This is a genomic window from Streptomyces sp. NPDC093568, assembly GCF_044764945.1.
Lineage (GTDB): Bacteria > Actinomycetota > Actinomycetes > Streptomycetales > Streptomycetaceae > Streptomyces.
Map to the genome: position 1 here is coordinate 219,904 of NZ_JBIWJD010000010.1, position 14,800 is coordinate 234,703.

Here is a 14,800-nt window from a genome sequence, read left to right on the forward strand (position 1 = left end):
GGGGGAATCCATGAAGTCTCGCCTGCTCACAGCCGCGCTCGCCGGCTCCGCCCTGGCCGCGGTGGGCACCGGGCCCGTGCACGCCGCGTCCGACCAGCTGTGGCTCGACGTGCCGTCACAGGCAGTGCTGGCCGCGGGCGGCACGCCGGAGCGCACCCTCGCGGTGCGGGTCACCCACGACAACACGGAGACCGGGGTGGCGGCCGGCCAACTGACCGTGGACGCGAGCGAGATCGCCGCCTTCGCGCGTGTGTCGTGGCCCGCGAACTGCGTGCCCGAATCGGCCGTCAAGGCGGTGTGCGACTTCCCGGAGACACCGGCGGGCACGAACAGCGTGGCCGCCGCCCAACTCGGCCTGAGCGCGCTGCCGGACGCCGACCTCGGCGCCTCCGGGTCCCTGCGCTTCACCGCGACCGCGGGCGAGCTGTCGGCGTTCCCCGCCGAGACCGTGATCACCCTGGGCAACGGCCCCGACCTCGGACTCAGCCAGGCCGAGGACCAGCGCGATCTCAGGCCGGGCACGAACACCCGGGTGAGCGCGACGGTCGGCAACAACGGCAACCGCACGGTGGAGCGCACCCTGCTGTGGCTCAACGCGTCCTACGGGACCGACTTCCGGGAGCGGCACTCCAACTGCGAGTACGCGCAGCACGCCACGGGGACGTCCGCGGTGTGCGTGCTGGACGAGGCCGTGGCTCCGGGTGAGCTGTACGAGCTGACGACCGGTCTGCGGGTGGGGCGCAAGGCGCTGTACGAGCGGTTCGACCACTCCGTACAGCCGTACTCGGACGAGGCCTTGGAAGAGGCGCACGGCGACAGGACCTGGACCCGGGGAACGGGCCCCGAGCTGGACCTGCGGCTCACGCCGGCGCGACGGACCGCCGCCGGGGAGGAGGACCTCGATCTGTCGGACAACGGCCGGGTCGTCATCCTCGAGGCCAGGAACACCGCCGATCTGAAGCTCACCGGCAGCAGGGCGCGCGGGGGCGCCGGGGACACCGTGACCGCCCGGATCACCGTCTACAACCGGGGTCCGGCGTGGGTGGCTTCGCTGGGGGCGGGGGCGCCCGTGGCGACGGTGCGGTTCCAGGCGCCCGAGGGCACGACGGTCGTCGGTACGCCGGAGGACTGCTGGACGCTGCCGCCGTCCGAGGAGGGGCCATCGGTCACGACGTACTTCTGCTGGACGCCGATCTACCTGCACGACAGGGCGTCCCACACGATGGAGGTGCGGCTAAGGATCGACGAGGTGGTGCGCGGGGCACGCACCACCGTCGAGATCCTCGACGACGAAGCGGAGCTGCCCGTCAGCAAGTTCGACCCGAACCTGCGCAACAACAGGGCGCAGATCGTCGTCAACTGACGGGCGCCGCCCGCTAGCGCGCCATCTCCTCCTTGAGCGCCGCCACGAACGCGTCCACGTCGTCCTCGGTCGTGTCGAACGCGCACATCCAGCGCACGACGCCGGCCGCCTCGTCCCAGAAGTAGAAGCGGAACCGCTTCTGGAGGCGCTCGCTCACGTCGTGCGGGAGCTTGGCGAAGACGCCGTTGGCCTGCACGGGGTAGAGGATCTCCACTCCGTGCACGGCCCGCACACCCTCGGCGAGGCGCTGGGCCATCTCGTTGGCGTGCCGGGCGTTGCGCAGCCACAGGTCCTTGGCGAGCAGGGACTCCAGCTGCACGGAAACGAAGCGCATCTTGGAGGCGAGCTGCATGGACAGCTTGCGCAGATGCTTCATGTGGCTGACGGCGTCCTGGTTGAGGACGACGACCGCCTCGCCGAACAGGGCGCCGTTCTTGGTGCCGCCGAGGGAGAGGATGTCGACGCCGACCGCGTTGGTGAACGTCCGCATGGGCACGTTCAGCGAGGCGGCGGCGTTGGCTATCCGGGAGCCGTCCAGGTGCACCTTCATGCCGTGCGCGTGGGCGTGGTCGCAGATCGCGCGGATCTCGTCCGGGGTGTAGAGGGTGCCGAGCTCGGTGCTCTGGGTGATCGAGACGACCTGGGGCATCGCCCGGTGCTCGTCGTCCCAGCCGTACGCCTGCTTGTCGATCAGCTCGGGGGTGAGCTTGCCGTCGGGCGTGGGGACGGTGAGCAGCTTCAGGCCGCCCATCCGCTCCGGGGCGCCGCCCTCGTCGACGTGGATGTGCGCGCTCTCGGCGCAGATCACCGCGCCCCAGCGGTCGGTGACCGCCTGGAGCGCGACGACGTTGGCGCCGGTGCCGTTGAACACCGGGAAGGCCTCGGCGGTCGCGCCGAAGTGGCTGCGCACGATCCGCTGGAGGTTCTCGGTGTAGTCGTCCTCGCCGTACGCCACCTGGTGCCCGCCGTTGGCCAGGGCCAGGGCGGCGAGCACCTCCGGGTGGGCGCCGGCGTAGTTGTCACTGGCGAAGCCGCGGACGTCCGGGTCGTGGTGGCGCCGGGCGTCGGTCTTCGGAGGGTTCACGGCTTCTCGGTCAGCCACAGGCGGTTTCCGTTCACTTCGGCGGCGGGCTTGTCCCAGACGCCCACGACGGCCTCGGCCAGGTCCTTGACGTCCGTGAAGCCCGCGAACTTCGCGTTGGGGCGGTCGGCGCGCATCGCGTCGTGCACCAGCGCCTTCACCACCAGGATCGCAGCCGCGGACGTCAGCTCCTCGCCGCCCCCGGCCTTGCGGAAGGCGTCGGCGAGCGCGAGCGTCCACGCCTCGGCGGCGGCCTTGGCGGCGGCGTACGAGGCGTTGCCGGCGGTCGGCTTCGAGGCGCCGGCGGCGCTGATCAGCAGATAGCGCCCGCGGTCGCTGCGCTGGAGCGGCTCGAAGAAGGCGAGCGAGGTGTGCTGCACGGTGCGGATGAGCAGCAGCTCCAGGAAGTCCCAGTCGTCGAGGCTGGTCTTGATGAAGGTCTCGCTGCCGCGCCAGCCGCCGACCAGGTGGATCAGGCCGTCGACGCGGCCGAACTCCTTCTCGGTGCGAAGCGCCCAGTCACGGGTGGACTCCAGGTCGAGCAGGTCGACCGTCTCGCCGGTGACGGCCGCGCCGCCGGAGGCGTAGCGCGCGGCGTCGACGGCCTCGGCCAGCCGCTCGGGGTCGTTGTCTGCGCCGACGACGGTCGCGCCCGCCTCGGCCAGTCGCCGCAGCGCCGCCCGGCCCGCGGGTCCGCCCGCGCCGGCCACCGCGATCACCGCACCGCTGAGAGCTCCGTTCCCCGCCATCTTCTTCGCCTCCTGAGCAGTGTTCTTGGTGGTGCCGTCGCTCACGCGGCGACTCGCTCGGCGCTGTCCGCGGTGATGCCCTTGGTGGAGGCGATCACGTTCTTCAGCTTCTTGGACAGGGCCTCATAGAACATGCTCAGCGGAAACTCGTCCGGAAGCACGTCATCGACGAGTTTGCGCGGCGGCTGGCTCAGGTCGAGGGCGTCGGGACCCTTGGCCCACTTGGAGCCCGGGTGCGGGGCGAGGTAGGTGGAGACGAGCTCGTAGCCGGCGAACCAGTGCACGAGCTTCGGGCGGTCGATGCCGTCGCGGTAGAGCTTCTCGATCTCGGCGCACAGCTCGTTGGTGACCTGCGGGGCGCGGTCCCAGTCGATGTGCAGCTTGTTGTCGGTCCAGCGGACGACCCCGTGCTTGTGCAGGTAGGCGAAGAGCAGCTGGCCGCCCAGACCGTCGTAGTTGCGCACGCGCTCGCCGGTGACCGGGAAGCGGAACATGCGGTCGAACAGCACGGCGTACTGCACGTCACGGGCCTGCGGGACGCCGTCGGCCTGCAGCTTCACGGCCTCCTTGAAGGCGGTGAGGTCACAGCGCAGCTCCTCCAGGCCGTACATCCAGAACGGCTGGCGCTGCTTGATCATGAACGGGTCGAACGGCAGGTCGCCGTGGCTGTGGGTGCGGTCGTGGACCATGTCCCACAGCACGAAGGCCTCCTCCGTGCGCTTCTGGTCGTGGACCATCGCGGCGATGTCCTCGGGCAGGTCGAGGCCGAGGATGTCGACGGCGGCGTCGGTGACGCGGCGGAAGCGGGCGGCCTCGCGGTCGCAGAAGATGCCGCCCCAGCTGAAGCGCTCGGGCGCCTGGCGCACGGCGATCGTCTCGGGGAAGAGGACGGCGGAGTTGGTGTCGTACCCGGCCGTGAAGTCCTCGAACTTGATGCCGCAGAACAGCGGGTTGTCGTAGCGGGTGCGCTCCAGCTCGGCCAGCCAGTCCGGCCAGACCATGCGCAGGACGACCGCCTCGAGGTTGCGGTCGGGGTTGCCGTTCTGCGTGTACATCGCGAAGACGACCAGGTGCTGGAGGCCGTCCGCGCGGCTCGCGGCGGGCTGGAAGGCCAGCAGCGAGTCGAGGAAGTCGGGCACCTCGAAGCCGCCCTCGGCCCAGCGGGTCAGGTCCTTCACCAGGGCCTCGTGGTAGGCGGCGTCGTGCGGCAGCAGCGGGGAGAGCTCACCCACGGCCTCGACGACACGCCCGACGGCGGCCTCGGCGTCCGCCCGGGTGGGCGCGCCCTCGGCCTCGAAGTCGATCGATCCGTCCTTGGACTGCCATGGCCGGATCTGCTCCACGGCATCCTTGAGCACCGGCCATGCCGGGTGCTCAACCACCCTGGTCACGGGAGGAACCCGCTCCTCCGTCGCCGCCTGCACAAGAATTTCCGTCATGTCCCATCCTCCACGGGAGAACCTCGCGTAAGGACACCGTATGCATACGAGGTTTCTCCCAGCAAGAGGAGGTGCGGGAAATTATCCTGCGCACCCGCAAGGTCACAGAATTTTTTCCTGCTGGATGCCTCGGCGGCGATTACTCCGGCATCCAGTGGGCAGACGCGGAGCCGACCGGCGGGAACCGGTCAATGCCCGCAGGACTCGCCCACGCCCGGGTGACCGGACAAAGGGGTGCGAGCCAGGTGCGGCCTGTCCCTCGCCGCAAACCCTGCGTACACGTGGGGTTCATCACGCGCACAGGCCACTAGGCTGCGGCACTGCCGCGCGAACAGCCCGTTCCGGTTCGTGCGCGAGCCGAGCCGCCGTCGACGGAAGCGAGTTGAACCTTGAACTTCCTTACCATCGGTCATCGCGGAGTCATGGGTGTCGAACCCGAGAACACCCTCCGTTCCTTCGTCGCCGCCCAGCAGGCCGGCCTCGACGTCATCGAACTCGACCTCCACCTGAGCAAGGACGGCGCACTCGTCGTCATGCACGACACCGACGTGGACCGCACGACCGACGGAACCGGCCCCATCGCCGACAAGACCCTCGCCGAGCTGCGCGCCCTGGACGCGGGCCGCGGTGAGCGGGTGCCGGTGTTCGAGGAGGTCCTGGACGCCGTGAAGGCGCCGATCCAGGCCGAGATCAAGGACGTCGCGGCGGCACGGGCGCTCGCCCAGGTGATGAACGACCGGGATCTGGCTCCCCGGGTGGAGGTGTCCTCGTTCCACGACGACGCGGTCGCCGAGATCGCCCGCCTGGTGCCCGGGGTGCGGACCGCGCTGATCGCCAGCCGCTACGGCACCGACATCGTGGACCGGGCCGTCGCGGTCGGGGCGGCGACGGTGTGCCTGAACATCCGCCGGCTCACGCTGGAGGTCGTGGAGCGCGCCCGCAAGGCGGACCTCAGGATCATCGGCTGGGTCGTCAACACACAGGACCATCTGCGTCTCGTACGGGCCCTGGAACTGGACGGCGCGACCACCGACTACCCGGAGATCAAGCGCACCGGCCGCTTCACCGCGTGACCGGCCGCCGCGTGCGCGTCACACCAGCTCCTTGACCAGCAGCTCGAACTGAAGGTCGTCCCGCTGCGGGATGCCGAAGCGCTCGTCGCCGTACGGGAACGGGGTCATCCGGCCCGTACGGCGGTAGCCGCGCCGCTCGTACCAGGCGATCAGGTCGTCGCGTACCGAGATCACGGTCATGTGCATCTCGGTCACGCCCCAGGTCTCGCGGGCCCGGCGCTCCGCCTCCGCGATGATCACCTTGCCGAGGCCGCCGCCCTGGAGGGCGGGGCTGACCGCGAACATGCCGAAGTAGGCGTGTGCGCCGCGGTGTTCGAGCTGGCAGCAGGCGACGATCCGCCCGTCCCGCTCGACCGTGAGCAGCCGGCTGTCGGGGGACTTGACGACCTCCCGCACCCCCTCCGGGTCGGTCCGCTGACCTTCGAGGATGTCCGCCTCGGTGGTCCAGCCGGCCCGGCTGGAGTCCCCGCGGTAAGCGGACTCGATCAGCGCGACCAGCGCGTCCACGTCGGCGTCGGTGGCGTCGCGGTAGGTGAGTCCGGTGTCGGCGGGGCTCGCGGCGGTGTCCATGGGGCGCTTCTCCACTCTCGGGCGCGGCTCGGGCACCGCTGAGCGTAACGCGCCACTAGGCTCCGGCTGCATGGTGCATGTACTGAGCGGTCGGACCCTGCTCCACCCCACCGATCCCGAGCGGTCGCGCGTCTTCTACGGCGAGCAACTGGGCCTCGCCGTCTACCGCGAGTTCGGGACCGGGCCGCAGCGAGGCACCGTCTACTTCCTCGGCGGGGGCTTCCTGGAGGTGTCGGGGCGTTCCGAGACCCCGCCGTCCCCGGCCGTACAGCTGTGGATGCAGGTCGAGGACGTCGTCGCCGCGCACGAGGAGCTGGTGGCGAAGGGCGTCGAGATCGCGCGGCCGCCGGTGAAGGAGTCGTGGGGGCTGATCGAGATGTGGCTCGCCGACCCGGACGGCACGCGGATCGTGCTGGTGGAGGTGCCGGCGGACCATCCGCTGCGGTACCGGCCCGGGATCTGAGCCCTCGCGATGGCGAGCTGATCCGAAAGACAGGCTCTGGGGGCTCCGGGGCGCCGCCGGATGGCCGGGCCCGGGGGCCGGGACTAGCGTGCTGGAGGGGGATTCCCCGCGGGAGGCGCCATGAAGCTCGACAAGCCGGTGACCGGTGGGCCCTGCTGGACCGAGCTCGGGACCAGTGATCTGGCCGGGGCCAAGGGGTTCTACGAGGGGCTGTTCGGCTGGCGCGCCGAGACCGATCCGCGTCAGGAGGCGGGCGGCTACACCGTCGCGCACCTCGGCGACGCGGCGGTGGCCGCGCTGACGCCGCTGTACCAGGAGGGCCAGCCGGTGGCGTGGAACGTGTCGTTCGCGGCGCCGGACGCCGATGCCACCGCCCAGCAGGTGACACAGGCCGGCGGCACGGTGCTTCTCGGCCCGATGGACGTGTTCGACGTCGGCCGCTTCGCGGTCGCCGTGGATCCCACGGGAGCGGTGTTCCAGCTGTGGCAGGCGCGGTCGTTCGCCGGCGCGGGGGTCCTCAACGCGCCCGGCGCGCTGGGCTGGGTGGAGCTGATGACGCGGGCGCCCGAGCGGGCCGTCGAGTTCTACACGACGGTGTTCGGCTGGACCGTCAACGCCTCGGAGCACTACACGCAGTGGGGCATCGAGGGCGCCGACTTCGGCGGCATGATGGCCATGGACGACAAGTTCCCGCACGAGGTGCCGGCGCACTGGCTGCCGTACTTCGCCGTGGTGGACGTCGGGGCGACGGCCCGGGATGCGGCCCAGGCCGGCGGCACGGTGCTCATGGAACCCACCTCGATGCCCAACGGGCGGGGCATCGCCGTCCTGCGGGATCCGCAGGGTGCGGTGTTCGGCGTGTACCACGAGCCCCCACAGGCCTGACACCCGGTTCAGGCACGCAGGGCGCCCAGCCGTCCCTCCAGCCGGACGAGCAACTCGCCCAGCAGGGAGGCGAGTTCACCGCGTCCCTCGGAGTCGAGCTCGGAGAGAACTGAGGTCTCGTAGGCGAGTTGCTCCGGCAGGATGCCGTCGACGAGGTCCCGGCCCTCGTCGGTGAGGCGGAGGTGGGCGACACGGCGGTCGCGGGTGTCGCCGCGGCGCTCGACCAGGCCCCGCTCGGACAGCTGCTTGAGGCGTTTGGTGACGGCGGCGCCCGAGGAGAAGGTCTCGCGGGCGAGTTCGCTGGGGGTCAGCTCGTGGCCGGTGCGGCGCAGCGCGCCGAGCAGGTCGAACTCGGGGCGGCTGAGGCCCGCGCGGCGCAGCGGGGCGTCCTCGGCCTGCTGGAGGAGGGCGGCGCAGCGGTTGATGCGGCCGATGATCTCCATCGGGGCGGTGTCGAGGTCGGGGTGGACGGTCCGCCACTGCCGGACCACCGCGGCCACCGTGTCCTGTCTCGTCCCGGTCGGCCCGCCGCTGGTCGCCGTCATGGCCGTACGCCCTCCGTAGTGTTGCCCGTGCGCTGGTCCGGGTGCCGTCCTCGGTCACCACCCGTAGCGGCGAGCGTACGTGGTCCGGCGCGCTCGGCACGCGCGACCCGCGACCGGTGCGGAACGGCCACGGCCGCGGCGAGCCCGAGCAGGGCGCCGACCAGGGTGTCCACGACCCGCTCGGTGATCAGCCGTCCGGGTTCCTGGAACCCGGCGAACTCGGTGATCAGCAGGGCCATCGGGGTCACGCAGAGGCCGCCGAGCCAGTAGTTGCGGCCGATCAGCGCCTCGGCGCCGAAGTTGAGGGCGAGACAGCACAGGACCAGCGCGGCCTGGCCGGTGTGGGCGAGTGGCACCAGCGCGGCGAAGACGAGGACTCCGAGCAGGTTGCCGACGACGCGCTGGACGCCGCGGCCCCAGGTGAGGGTGAGGTTGGCCTGGTACAGGGACGCCGCGGTGACCAGGGCCCAGTAGGGGCGGCCGACCCCGAGGGCGAGCGAGGCGTACCCGGCGAGGGCGCAGCCGAGGGCGGTGCGTACGGCGAGCGGGGCGAGCGGGCGCAGGCGGTGCCGCAGCGGGCCGGGGTGCGCGGCGGCCTCGGTGTCGATGCCGATGAGGTCCTCGACGTCGGGCACGGGCCGGTTGCCGCGTGTCTGCCGGGCCCAGGTGCGCAGCAGTTCGGGGTCGGCGTCGGCCGGGGCGGCGAGGGCGATCTCGGCGCGGACCAAGAGGCGCTCCAGCGCGTGGCGGGTCTCGGAGGGGCTGCCCGCGGAGCGCAGCGCCTGGCGGGCGGCCCGTACGGCGGTGGCGTCGCCGGGAGTCGGGGGCCGGCCCGTGCCGTGCGCCTCGGCGTGGGTGGCGGCCGCGTCCAGGGCGCTCGCGGTGGCCCGGCGTTCCGGTCCGTGCGGACGCAGCAGGCCGGGCGCCATGCCGACGAGCCAGGCCCAGGCGCCGGCCGCGGCGGCCAGGGCCAGGTGGCCCGGGATCCGGCCCGGTGACTCCGGGGCGAAGAGGGCGGCGGAGCTGATGAAGGTGAGGACGACGTTGCCCGGTGGGCCGATGCGGGTCGCGTCGCACAGCGTCTTCTGCACGGCGGCCAGCACCGCGCCGACGGCCACCAGCACGACGGCACTGCGGGTCAGCGACGCCGCGACCAGGGCGACGGCGAGACCGCCGAGCATGCCGAGTACGACCCAGGCCAGGGCTCGGGCCCGTGCGGCGTAGGGACGGTTGTGGGCGTAGAGCGCGCACAGGGATCCGGCCATGGTGTACATCGCCAGGTCCAGGCGGCCGAGCGCCAGCAGGCCGAGGTTGGGCGGGGCGACGGCGGCCACGACGCTCAGGGCGGGCTTGAACCAGATGTCCGAGGGCCGGCCGAGGCGCAGCACTCCGGCGAGCGGGAGAGGACTGCTCATGCGCATCAGCTTAGCAAGTGTTTTATCTGTAAAAGACTACCCGAAGGGCAGTCTTTACCTGCCGTGCTCCGCCGAATGCTCCCCGTGTACACCCTTGCGCTCGCGTGCGCGCCGCATGGCCGGGGCATCGACGGACTGTCCGAGACCGTCGAGCGGGGAGGTGCGCGTGCACGGACCGGCTTCGCCCGGCTGGCTGCTGGTCGCGCTGTGTGCGGCGACCGGGGCCTACTGTCTGCTGCGGATGCGCAGCCACGTCGAGGAGCAGCGCCGCACCGCGGGCGGCGAGGCGGTGATGGGCTTCGGGATGGCCGCTATGGCGGTGCCCGCCGCGGCGTACACGCCCCCCTCGTGGGCCTGGCCCGGCTATGCCGCCGTGTTCGGCGCGGCGGCGCTGCACGCCCTGTGGTCGGCACGGGCGGGCACACACCATCTGCACCACCTGGTGGGCGCCTCGGCCATGGTCTACATGTCGCTCACGATGGCCGTATCGCCCGGCCACGGCGGCTCCGGCATCCCCCTCGTGACGGGCGCGCTGCTCGCCTACTTCACGGGTTACGTCCTGCTGTCCGGCGTCCGCCTGGTGCCGGCCGTCGCTCCCGTCGGCGCCGGGCTCGGCTGGGGCGACCGGCCGGAGCTGGCGCGGGCCTGCCGGCTGTCGATGGGGATCGCGATGGTGGCGATGCTGCTGACCCTCTGAGCGGCGGGACAGGTCCGCGGTGCCGCTATAGCCGGGCCGTCGCCGGGTACCCGGATACCGTCGGGCGGAGGTGTCGGTGGGCGGGCGACGCAAACCCGCCCCCTGCATTGGCCTCCCGCCCCAAGGGTCGGCGAGGATCGCAGTATGCACACCCAGTCCGTCGAGTCCCCGCCCGAACCACCGGCCCAGCGCAGTGCCTCCCGCTGGGCCGGCGCCCTCGCACTGTTCTCCGTGCTGCTGCTCGCCCTGGTCGCGGTCCGGTGGTACCCGCTGATGACCCTCGACAACGGCATCGCGAGAACCACTCACCGCTGGGCGGTCGACGAAGGCGGCGTCACCCACGCGTTCCGCATCCTGACGGACTGGGTCTGGGATCCATGGACGATGCGCCTCCTGGTCTTCGCGGTGGCGGTCTGGCTGGTGTGGCGCGGAGCCGCGCGCTGGACGGCCGTATGGCTGGTGGCCACATGTGCGCTCGCCACGGCGATCCAGCAGTCCCTCAAGGCCCTGCTCGACCGCCCGCGCCCGGCCTGGCCCGACCCCGTCGACTCCGCCCACTACGCCGCCTATCCCTCCGGCCACGCCATGACGGCCACGGTGGTCTGCGGCCTGCTGCTGTGGCTCCTGCACCGCCACGGCGCCGATCGCACACTGTGGCGTACGGCCGTCTGCGTGGCCGCGGTCTCGGTGGCCGGCGTCGGCCTGACCCGGGTGTGGCTCGGCGTCCACTGGGCCACCGACGTCCTCGGCGGCTGGCTGCTGGGCGCACTGGTCGTGGTGCTCGCGGTGGCGGTGCACGAGCGCCTGCGGGGGTGAGCAAACCGTCCTGCGCGAGGGCGAATTCGGCATCGCGTTCGGTCGCGGCGATCTTCCCTCGCGGGACGGTACGGGCCCGTAGGATCCCTTCATGACCGCAGTTCTGTTCGATTTCTCCGGGACCCTTTTCCGCGTCGAGTCCACCGAGTCCTGGCTGCGCGGAGCGCTGGCCGAGGCCGGGCTGGTGCTCCCCGAGGCCGAGTTGGCCGAGGCGGCGCGGGCGCTGGAGGCCATGGGCGCGCTGCCGGGCGGCGTCGATCCGTCCTGGCTGCCCGAGGACGTGGCGAGTGTCTGGGGGGTGCGAGACAAGAGCGCGGAGCTGCACCGGGCGGCGTACACCGGGCTCTCCCGGCAGGTGGCGCTGCCCGACGACCGGCTGCACGACATGCTGTACGACCGCCACATGGCACCGGCCGCCTGGCTGCCGTACCCGGACGCACCCGAGGTGCTGCGGGCGCTGCGCGAGCGGGACGTTCGGGTCGGGGTGGTCAGCAACATCGGCTGGGATCTGCGGCCGGTGTTCCGGGAGCACGGCCTGGACCCGTATGTGGACACCTACGTGCTGTCCTACGAGCACGGTATCCAGAAGCCCGATCCCCGGCTGTTCGCGGCCGCCTGCGAGGCGCTCGACGCCGATCCGCGGGAGGTCGTCATGGTCGGCGACAACCGGCGCGCGGACGGCGGTGCGGCGGCCCTGGGCTGCGCGGTGCACTTCGTGGACCATCTGCCCGCGGCCGAACGGCCGGACGCGCTGCGTCCGGTGCTGGACCTGGTGGGTGCCGGGGCTCGGGCCGACGGGAGCGGCGCACGGGCCGAGAAGTAGCCTCCGGCGACTATCACGGGAGGGGTGTGGCCCACCCCGGACGATCCCCCGCGTCGCCCGGGGCAGGCGGCAACCGCGGCCTGGCCGTGTTGAGGCCGGACCGCATGTCCTGAGTATAGTTGGCTGGCAGCCAGTCAACGCAGGAGTTTCAGGATGTCCCCGCGCAGCGCATCGGTCAACGAAGAGCTGCGACGCCGCTCCCGGGAGCGGCTCCTGCAGGCGGCAGTCGAGCTGGTCGGCGAGCGCGGCTACGAGGCCACCACGCTGGGCGACATCGCGGACCGGGCGGGCTCGGCGCGCGGACTGGTGTCGTACTACTTCCCGGGCAAGCGCCAGCTGGTGCAGTCCGCTGTGCACCGGCTGATGCACCGCACCCTGGAGGAGGCGCTGGAGCGCGAGCCGCGCACCGAGGACGGCCGGGAGCGCCTCGCCAGGGCCATCGACGCGATCCTGGGCCTGGCCCGCGACCGGCCCGTGCTGATGCGCCAGCACATGGCGGGGATCCTCCAGGCCGAGGGCTTCGTGCAGTGCCCGGAGCAGCGGCGCCTGGCCGAGCTGCTGCGCGACACCTGCGTGCGGTACGGCTCGCCGGACGTCGACGCCGACTACCCGATGCTGCGTGCCCTGCTCATGGGCGCGGTCTACGCGGCGCTGGTGCCCGGGGTGCCGATGCCGGTGCCGGTGCTGCGGGCCGAGCTGTTCAAGCGGTACCGGCTGGACCAGGAGTCGGGACTGCCGCCGGCCGAGGGGGCGGCGCCCGGCGAGGCGTGCGACGCCGATCTGTCGCGGTTCTTCGCCACCGGGTCCCCCGACTGCGCCGAGGAGCGGTCGAAGTAGGCGCCCGGCGTCGCCGCGGGCGCTACCGGACCGAGGTCAGCGGCGGGCGCGGCGAGGGGTGAGGAATCCCGCGTCGCGTGCCTGCCCGATGAGCCGGAGCGACCTGCGGCGGCTGTGCCCCGTCGCGCTCATCACCGCGAGGACGGGGTCCAGTCCCGCCTCCTGGGCGGCGCGGTACTTCTGCGCGATGAGCCACTGCCCTTCGACGCCCCGCGGCCAGACCGGCCGGACCCCGCCCGGCCCGCCGTCCTCGCCGTCCGTCGCGTTCCCGATCCCGCACGCCTGGGAGAGCGGAACCTCGATCCAGTCGGCGAGCGCCGCCAGGTCGTCGAGGGACAGCGCGGGCTCGGCCCGGACGTCCTCGATGGACACACACCCCTTGGCGACCACGGCGAGCGCGTCGACCCGGGCGCCGTCGCCGAACTCCAGCCGGACGCCGAACCAGGCGGTGGCCCCGCCGCCGTCCCGCACCTGCCACGCGGGCCAGACCGAGACGGCACCGTCCGTCGCGGAGCGATCGGAAAGATTAAGAAAGGATGCTTCCAGCACACACGCAACGTAACCGCATGATCACATTCCATACGAACGAACACGCACCCCGCACGGCGCACAGCACCCTGTCAGCGGAGCGGCCGCGGTGCGATGCTGGACTCGAGAGCGACTCCTGACGATCCCCCGGACAAGGAGTTCCGCCGTGCTTCATGTCGCCGTCGTCGGCTCCGGGCCCAGCGGGTGCTACACCGCCCAGAGTCTCGTACAGCAGGATCCCGACGTGACCGTCGACGTCCTGGACCGGCTGCCGTGCCCGTACGGCCTGGTGCGGTACGGCGTCGCGCCGGACCACGAGAAGATCAAGTCCCTCCAGAACAACCTGCGGACGGTCCTGGAGCACGAGCGGGTGCGGTTCCTCGGCGGCGTCCAGATCGGCCCCGGCGGAATCCCGGCCGCCCGGCTGCGGGAGCTCTACCACGCGGTCGTGTACTGCGTCGGGGCCGCCACCGACCGGCATCTGGGGATTCCCGGCGAGGACCTTCCTGGCAGCTGGTCGGCGACCGAGTTCGTGTCCTGGTACAGCGCCCATCCGGACACCGCCGAGGACGGGTTCGTGGCCGGCGCGCGCTCGGCGGTGGTGATCGGCGTCGGGAACGTCGCGGTGGACGTCGCGCGGATGCTGGCCCGGGGCGCGGCCGAACTGAGCCCCACCGACATGCCGCAGGCGGCGCTCACCGCCCTCGGCGCGAGCCGCGTCACGGACGTCACGGTGGTGGGCCGGCGCGGCCCCTCGCAGGCCCGCTTCACCACCAAGGAGCTGCGGGAGCTGGGCACCCTGCCGGACACCGAAGTGACCGTGGATCCGGCGGAGTTGGCGCTGGATCCGGCGTACGCCGATCCGTCCGGACTGCCCGCGCCGCAGCGCCGCAACGTCGAGGTGCTGCGCGGCTGGGCCGAGTCCCCCACGCGCAGCGCCCGCCACCGCATCCGGCTGCGCTTCTTCCTGCGCCCCGTCGAACTCCTCGCCGACGCGGGGCGGGTGGGCGCGGTGCGCTTCGAGCGGACGGTGCCCGACGGGCGGGGCGGCGTGACGGGCACGGGCCGGTACGAGGACGTCGAGGCCCAGTTGGTGCTGCGTTCGGTGGGCTATCGCGGAGTGCCGCTGGAGGGCCTGCCGTTCGACACGGCGACCGGCACGGTGCCGCATCTCGCGGGCCGCGTGCTGCGGGAGGGCGTCGTCGCGCCGGGCGAGTACGTGGCGGGCTGGATCAAGCGCGGCCCGACCGGCGTCATCGGCACCAACCGGCCGTGCGCGAAGGAGACGGTGACGTCGCTGCTGGAGGACGCCGACGTGCTCGTACGGAAGGACGTGCCCGAGGATCCGCTCGCGGCGCTGGGCGCCGAGGGGGTCACGCCGGTCGAGTGGGCGGGTTGGTGCGCGATCGAGCGGGCGGAGGCGGAACTCGGGGCTTCGCTGGGCAGGGGTGTGGTGAAGCTCCCGGACTGGGATTCACTCATGACCGCCGCTCAGGGCAACACCGTTTGAGCGGGC

16 protein-coding genes are annotated in these 14,800 nt (G+C 72.3%); 9 read left to right on the forward strand and 7 right to left on the reverse strand.

Annotated features, from left to right (window positions below; all coding sequences use genetic code 11):
• Nucleotides 1-10: 10 nt before the first annotated feature.
• A complete protein-coding gene (locus ACIRD7_RS34085; RefSeq protein ID WP_403459630.1) occupies nucleotides 11-1,363 on the forward strand; it encodes a hypothetical protein in 1,353 nt (450 codons plus the stop codon).
• 13 nt (nucleotides 1,364-1,376) lie between these two features.
• Here the strand turns inward: ACIRD7_RS34085 and ACIRD7_RS34090 are convergent, their stop codons facing one another.
• From ACIRD7_RS34090 to ACIRD7_RS34100, 3 genes are read right to left on the reverse strand one after another with little or no spacing between them, the layout of a single operon-like run.
• On the reverse strand, nucleotides 1,377-2,447 hold the full coding sequence (locus ACIRD7_RS34090) for a threonine aldolase family protein (RefSeq protein ID WP_403459632.1): 1,071 nt from the start codon (nucleotides 2,445-2,447) through the stop codon (nucleotides 1,377-1,379).
• Nucleotides 2,444-3,193, reverse strand: coding sequence for an SDR family NAD(P)-dependent oxidoreductase (locus ACIRD7_RS34095; RefSeq protein ID WP_403459719.1), 750 nt, complete (start codon nucleotides 3,191-3,193; stop codon nucleotides 2,444-2,446). The genes ACIRD7_RS34090 and ACIRD7_RS34095 overlap by 4 nt, the downstream gene beginning before the upstream one ends.
• Nucleotides 3,194-3,234: 41 nt before the next feature.
• On the reverse strand, nucleotides 3,235-4,632 hold the full coding sequence (locus ACIRD7_RS34100; RefSeq protein WP_403459634.1) for a DUF6421 family protein: 1,398 nt from the start codon (nucleotides 4,630-4,632) through the stop codon (nucleotides 3,235-3,237).
• Between the two features lie 389 nt (nucleotides 4,633-5,021).
• Here ACIRD7_RS34100 and ACIRD7_RS34105 point away from each other — a divergent pair, with 389 nt between their 5' ends.
• Nucleotides 5,022-5,705 (forward strand): glycerophosphodiester phosphodiesterase, encoded by a 684-nt coding sequence (locus tag ACIRD7_RS34105; protein WP_403459635.1) that lies wholly within the window; start codon nucleotides 5,022-5,024, stop codon nucleotides 5,703-5,705.
• Nucleotides 5,706-5,723: 18 nt separating this feature from the next.
• Here ACIRD7_RS34105 and ACIRD7_RS34110 read toward each other — a convergent pair whose 3' ends face one another.
• Nucleotides 5,724-6,275, reverse strand: a complete 552-nt coding sequence (locus ACIRD7_RS34110) for a GNAT family N-acetyltransferase (protein WP_403459636.1) — start codon at nucleotides 6,273-6,275, stop codon at nucleotides 5,724-5,726.
• 70 nt (nucleotides 6,276-6,345) lie between these two features.
• On the opposite strand from ACIRD7_RS34110, the gene ACIRD7_RS34115 reads away from it, so the two are divergent.
• Nucleotides 6,346-6,738 carry a VOC family protein gene (locus tag ACIRD7_RS34115; protein ID WP_403459637.1) on the forward strand — a complete coding sequence of 131 codons (393 nt, stop codon included), beginning with the start codon at nucleotides 6,346-6,348 and terminating at the stop codon, nucleotides 6,736-6,738.
• 120 nt (nucleotides 6,739-6,858) lie between these two features.
• Nucleotides 6,859-7,623: a VOC family protein gene (locus ACIRD7_RS34120; RefSeq protein ID WP_403459638.1), complete on the forward strand. Its 765-nt coding sequence runs from the start codon at nucleotides 6,859-6,861 to the stop codon at nucleotides 7,621-7,623.
• 8 nt (nucleotides 7,624-7,631) lie between these two features.
• Here the strand turns inward: ACIRD7_RS34120 and ACIRD7_RS34125 are convergent, their stop codons facing one another.
• A complete protein-coding gene (locus ACIRD7_RS34125) occupies nucleotides 7,632-8,168 on the reverse strand; it encodes a MarR family winged helix-turn-helix transcriptional regulator (RefSeq protein WP_403459639.1) in 537 nt (178 codons plus the stop codon).
• Nucleotides 8,165-9,583, reverse strand: a complete 1,419-nt coding sequence (locus tag ACIRD7_RS34130) for an FUSC family protein (RefSeq protein WP_403459640.1) — start codon at nucleotides 9,581-9,583, stop codon at nucleotides 8,165-8,167. Before ACIRD7_RS34130 ends, ACIRD7_RS34125 begins: the two co-directional genes overlap by 4 nt.
• Nucleotides 9,584-9,749: 166 nt before the next feature.
• On the opposite strand from ACIRD7_RS34130, the gene ACIRD7_RS34135 reads away from it, so the two are divergent.
• The 4 genes from ACIRD7_RS34135 to ACIRD7_RS34150 all read left to right on the forward strand — a co-directional run bounded on the left by ACIRD7_RS34135 (nucleotide 9,750) and on the right by ACIRD7_RS34150 (nucleotide 12,756).
• Nucleotides 9,750-10,280, forward strand: a complete 531-nt coding sequence (locus tag ACIRD7_RS34135) for a DUF5134 domain-containing protein (RefSeq protein ID WP_403459641.1) — start codon at nucleotides 9,750-9,752, stop codon at nucleotides 10,278-10,280.
• 144 nt (nucleotides 10,281-10,424) lie between these two features.
• Nucleotides 10,425-11,096: a phosphatase PAP2 family protein gene (locus ACIRD7_RS34140; protein ID WP_403459643.1), complete on the forward strand. Its 672-nt coding sequence runs from the start codon at nucleotides 10,425-10,427 to the stop codon at nucleotides 11,094-11,096.
• A gap of 91 nt (nucleotides 11,097-11,187) precedes the next feature.
• Nucleotides 11,188-11,919 carry an HAD family hydrolase gene (locus ACIRD7_RS34145; RefSeq protein WP_403459645.1) on the forward strand — a complete coding sequence of 244 codons (732 nt, stop codon included), beginning with the start codon at nucleotides 11,188-11,190 and terminating at the stop codon, nucleotides 11,917-11,919.
• Between the two features lie 153 nt (nucleotides 11,920-12,072).
• Nucleotides 12,073-12,756, forward strand: a complete 684-nt coding sequence (locus ACIRD7_RS34150) for a TetR/AcrR family transcriptional regulator (RefSeq protein WP_403459647.1) — start codon at nucleotides 12,073-12,075, stop codon at nucleotides 12,754-12,756.
• A gap of 36 nt (nucleotides 12,757-12,792) precedes the next feature.
• Here ACIRD7_RS34150 and ACIRD7_RS34155 read toward each other — a convergent pair whose 3' ends face one another.
• Nucleotides 12,793-13,305 (reverse strand): DUF6214 family protein, encoded by a 513-nt coding sequence (locus ACIRD7_RS34155; RefSeq protein ID WP_403459648.1) that lies wholly within the window; start codon nucleotides 13,303-13,305, stop codon nucleotides 12,793-12,795.
• 145 nt (nucleotides 13,306-13,450) lie between these two features.
• Here ACIRD7_RS34155 and ACIRD7_RS34160 point away from each other — a divergent pair, with 145 nt between their 5' ends.
• Nucleotides 13,451-14,794, forward strand: coding sequence for an FAD-dependent oxidoreductase (locus ACIRD7_RS34160; protein WP_403459649.1), 1,344 nt, complete (start codon nucleotides 13,451-13,453; stop codon nucleotides 14,792-14,794).
• Nucleotides 14,795-14,800: the final 6 nt, after the last annotated feature.

What these genes read in the sequence shown, in the direction of transcription:
- ACIRD7_RS34085 (WP_403459630.1), top strand. Translation starts at nt 11, where the DNA reads ATGAAGTCTCGCCTGCTCACAGCCGCGCTCGCCGGCTCCGCCCTGGCC.
- ACIRD7_RS34095 (WP_403459719.1), bottom strand. Translation starts at nt 3,193, where the DNA reads ATGGCGGGGAACGGAGCTCTCAGCGGTGCGGTGATCGCGGTGGCCGGC.
- ACIRD7_RS34100 (WP_403459634.1), bottom strand. Translation starts at nt 4,632, where the DNA reads ATGACGGAAATTCTTGTGCAGGCGGCGACGGAGGAGCGGGTTCCTCCC.
- ACIRD7_RS34110 (WP_403459636.1), bottom strand. Translation starts at nt 6,275, where the DNA reads ATGGACACCGCCGCGAGCCCCGCCGACACCGGACTCACCTACCGCGAC.
- ACIRD7_RS34115 (WP_403459637.1), top strand. Translation starts at nt 6,346, where the DNA reads ATGGTGCATGTACTGAGCGGTCGGACCCTGCTCCACCCCACCGATCCC.
- ACIRD7_RS34120 (WP_403459638.1), top strand. Translation starts at nt 6,859, where the DNA reads ATGAAGCTCGACAAGCCGGTGACCGGTGGGCCCTGCTGGACCGAGCTC.
- ACIRD7_RS34125 (WP_403459639.1), bottom strand. Translation starts at nt 8,168, where the DNA reads ATGACGGCGACCAGCGGCGGGCCGACCGGGACGAGACAGGACACGGTG.
- ACIRD7_RS34130 (WP_403459640.1), bottom strand. Translation starts at nt 9,583, where the DNA reads ATGAGCAGTCCTCTCCCGCTCGCCGGAGTGCTGCGCCTCGGCCGGCCC.
- ACIRD7_RS34140 (WP_403459643.1), top strand. Translation starts at nt 10,425, where the DNA reads ATGCACACCCAGTCCGTCGAGTCCCCGCCCGAACCACCGGCCCAGCGC.
- ACIRD7_RS34145 (WP_403459645.1), top strand. Translation starts at nt 11,188, where the DNA reads ATGACCGCAGTTCTGTTCGATTTCTCCGGGACCCTTTTCCGCGTCGAG.
- ACIRD7_RS34150 (WP_403459647.1), top strand. Translation starts at nt 12,073, where the DNA reads ATGTCCCCGCGCAGCGCATCGGTCAACGAAGAGCTGCGACGCCGCTCC.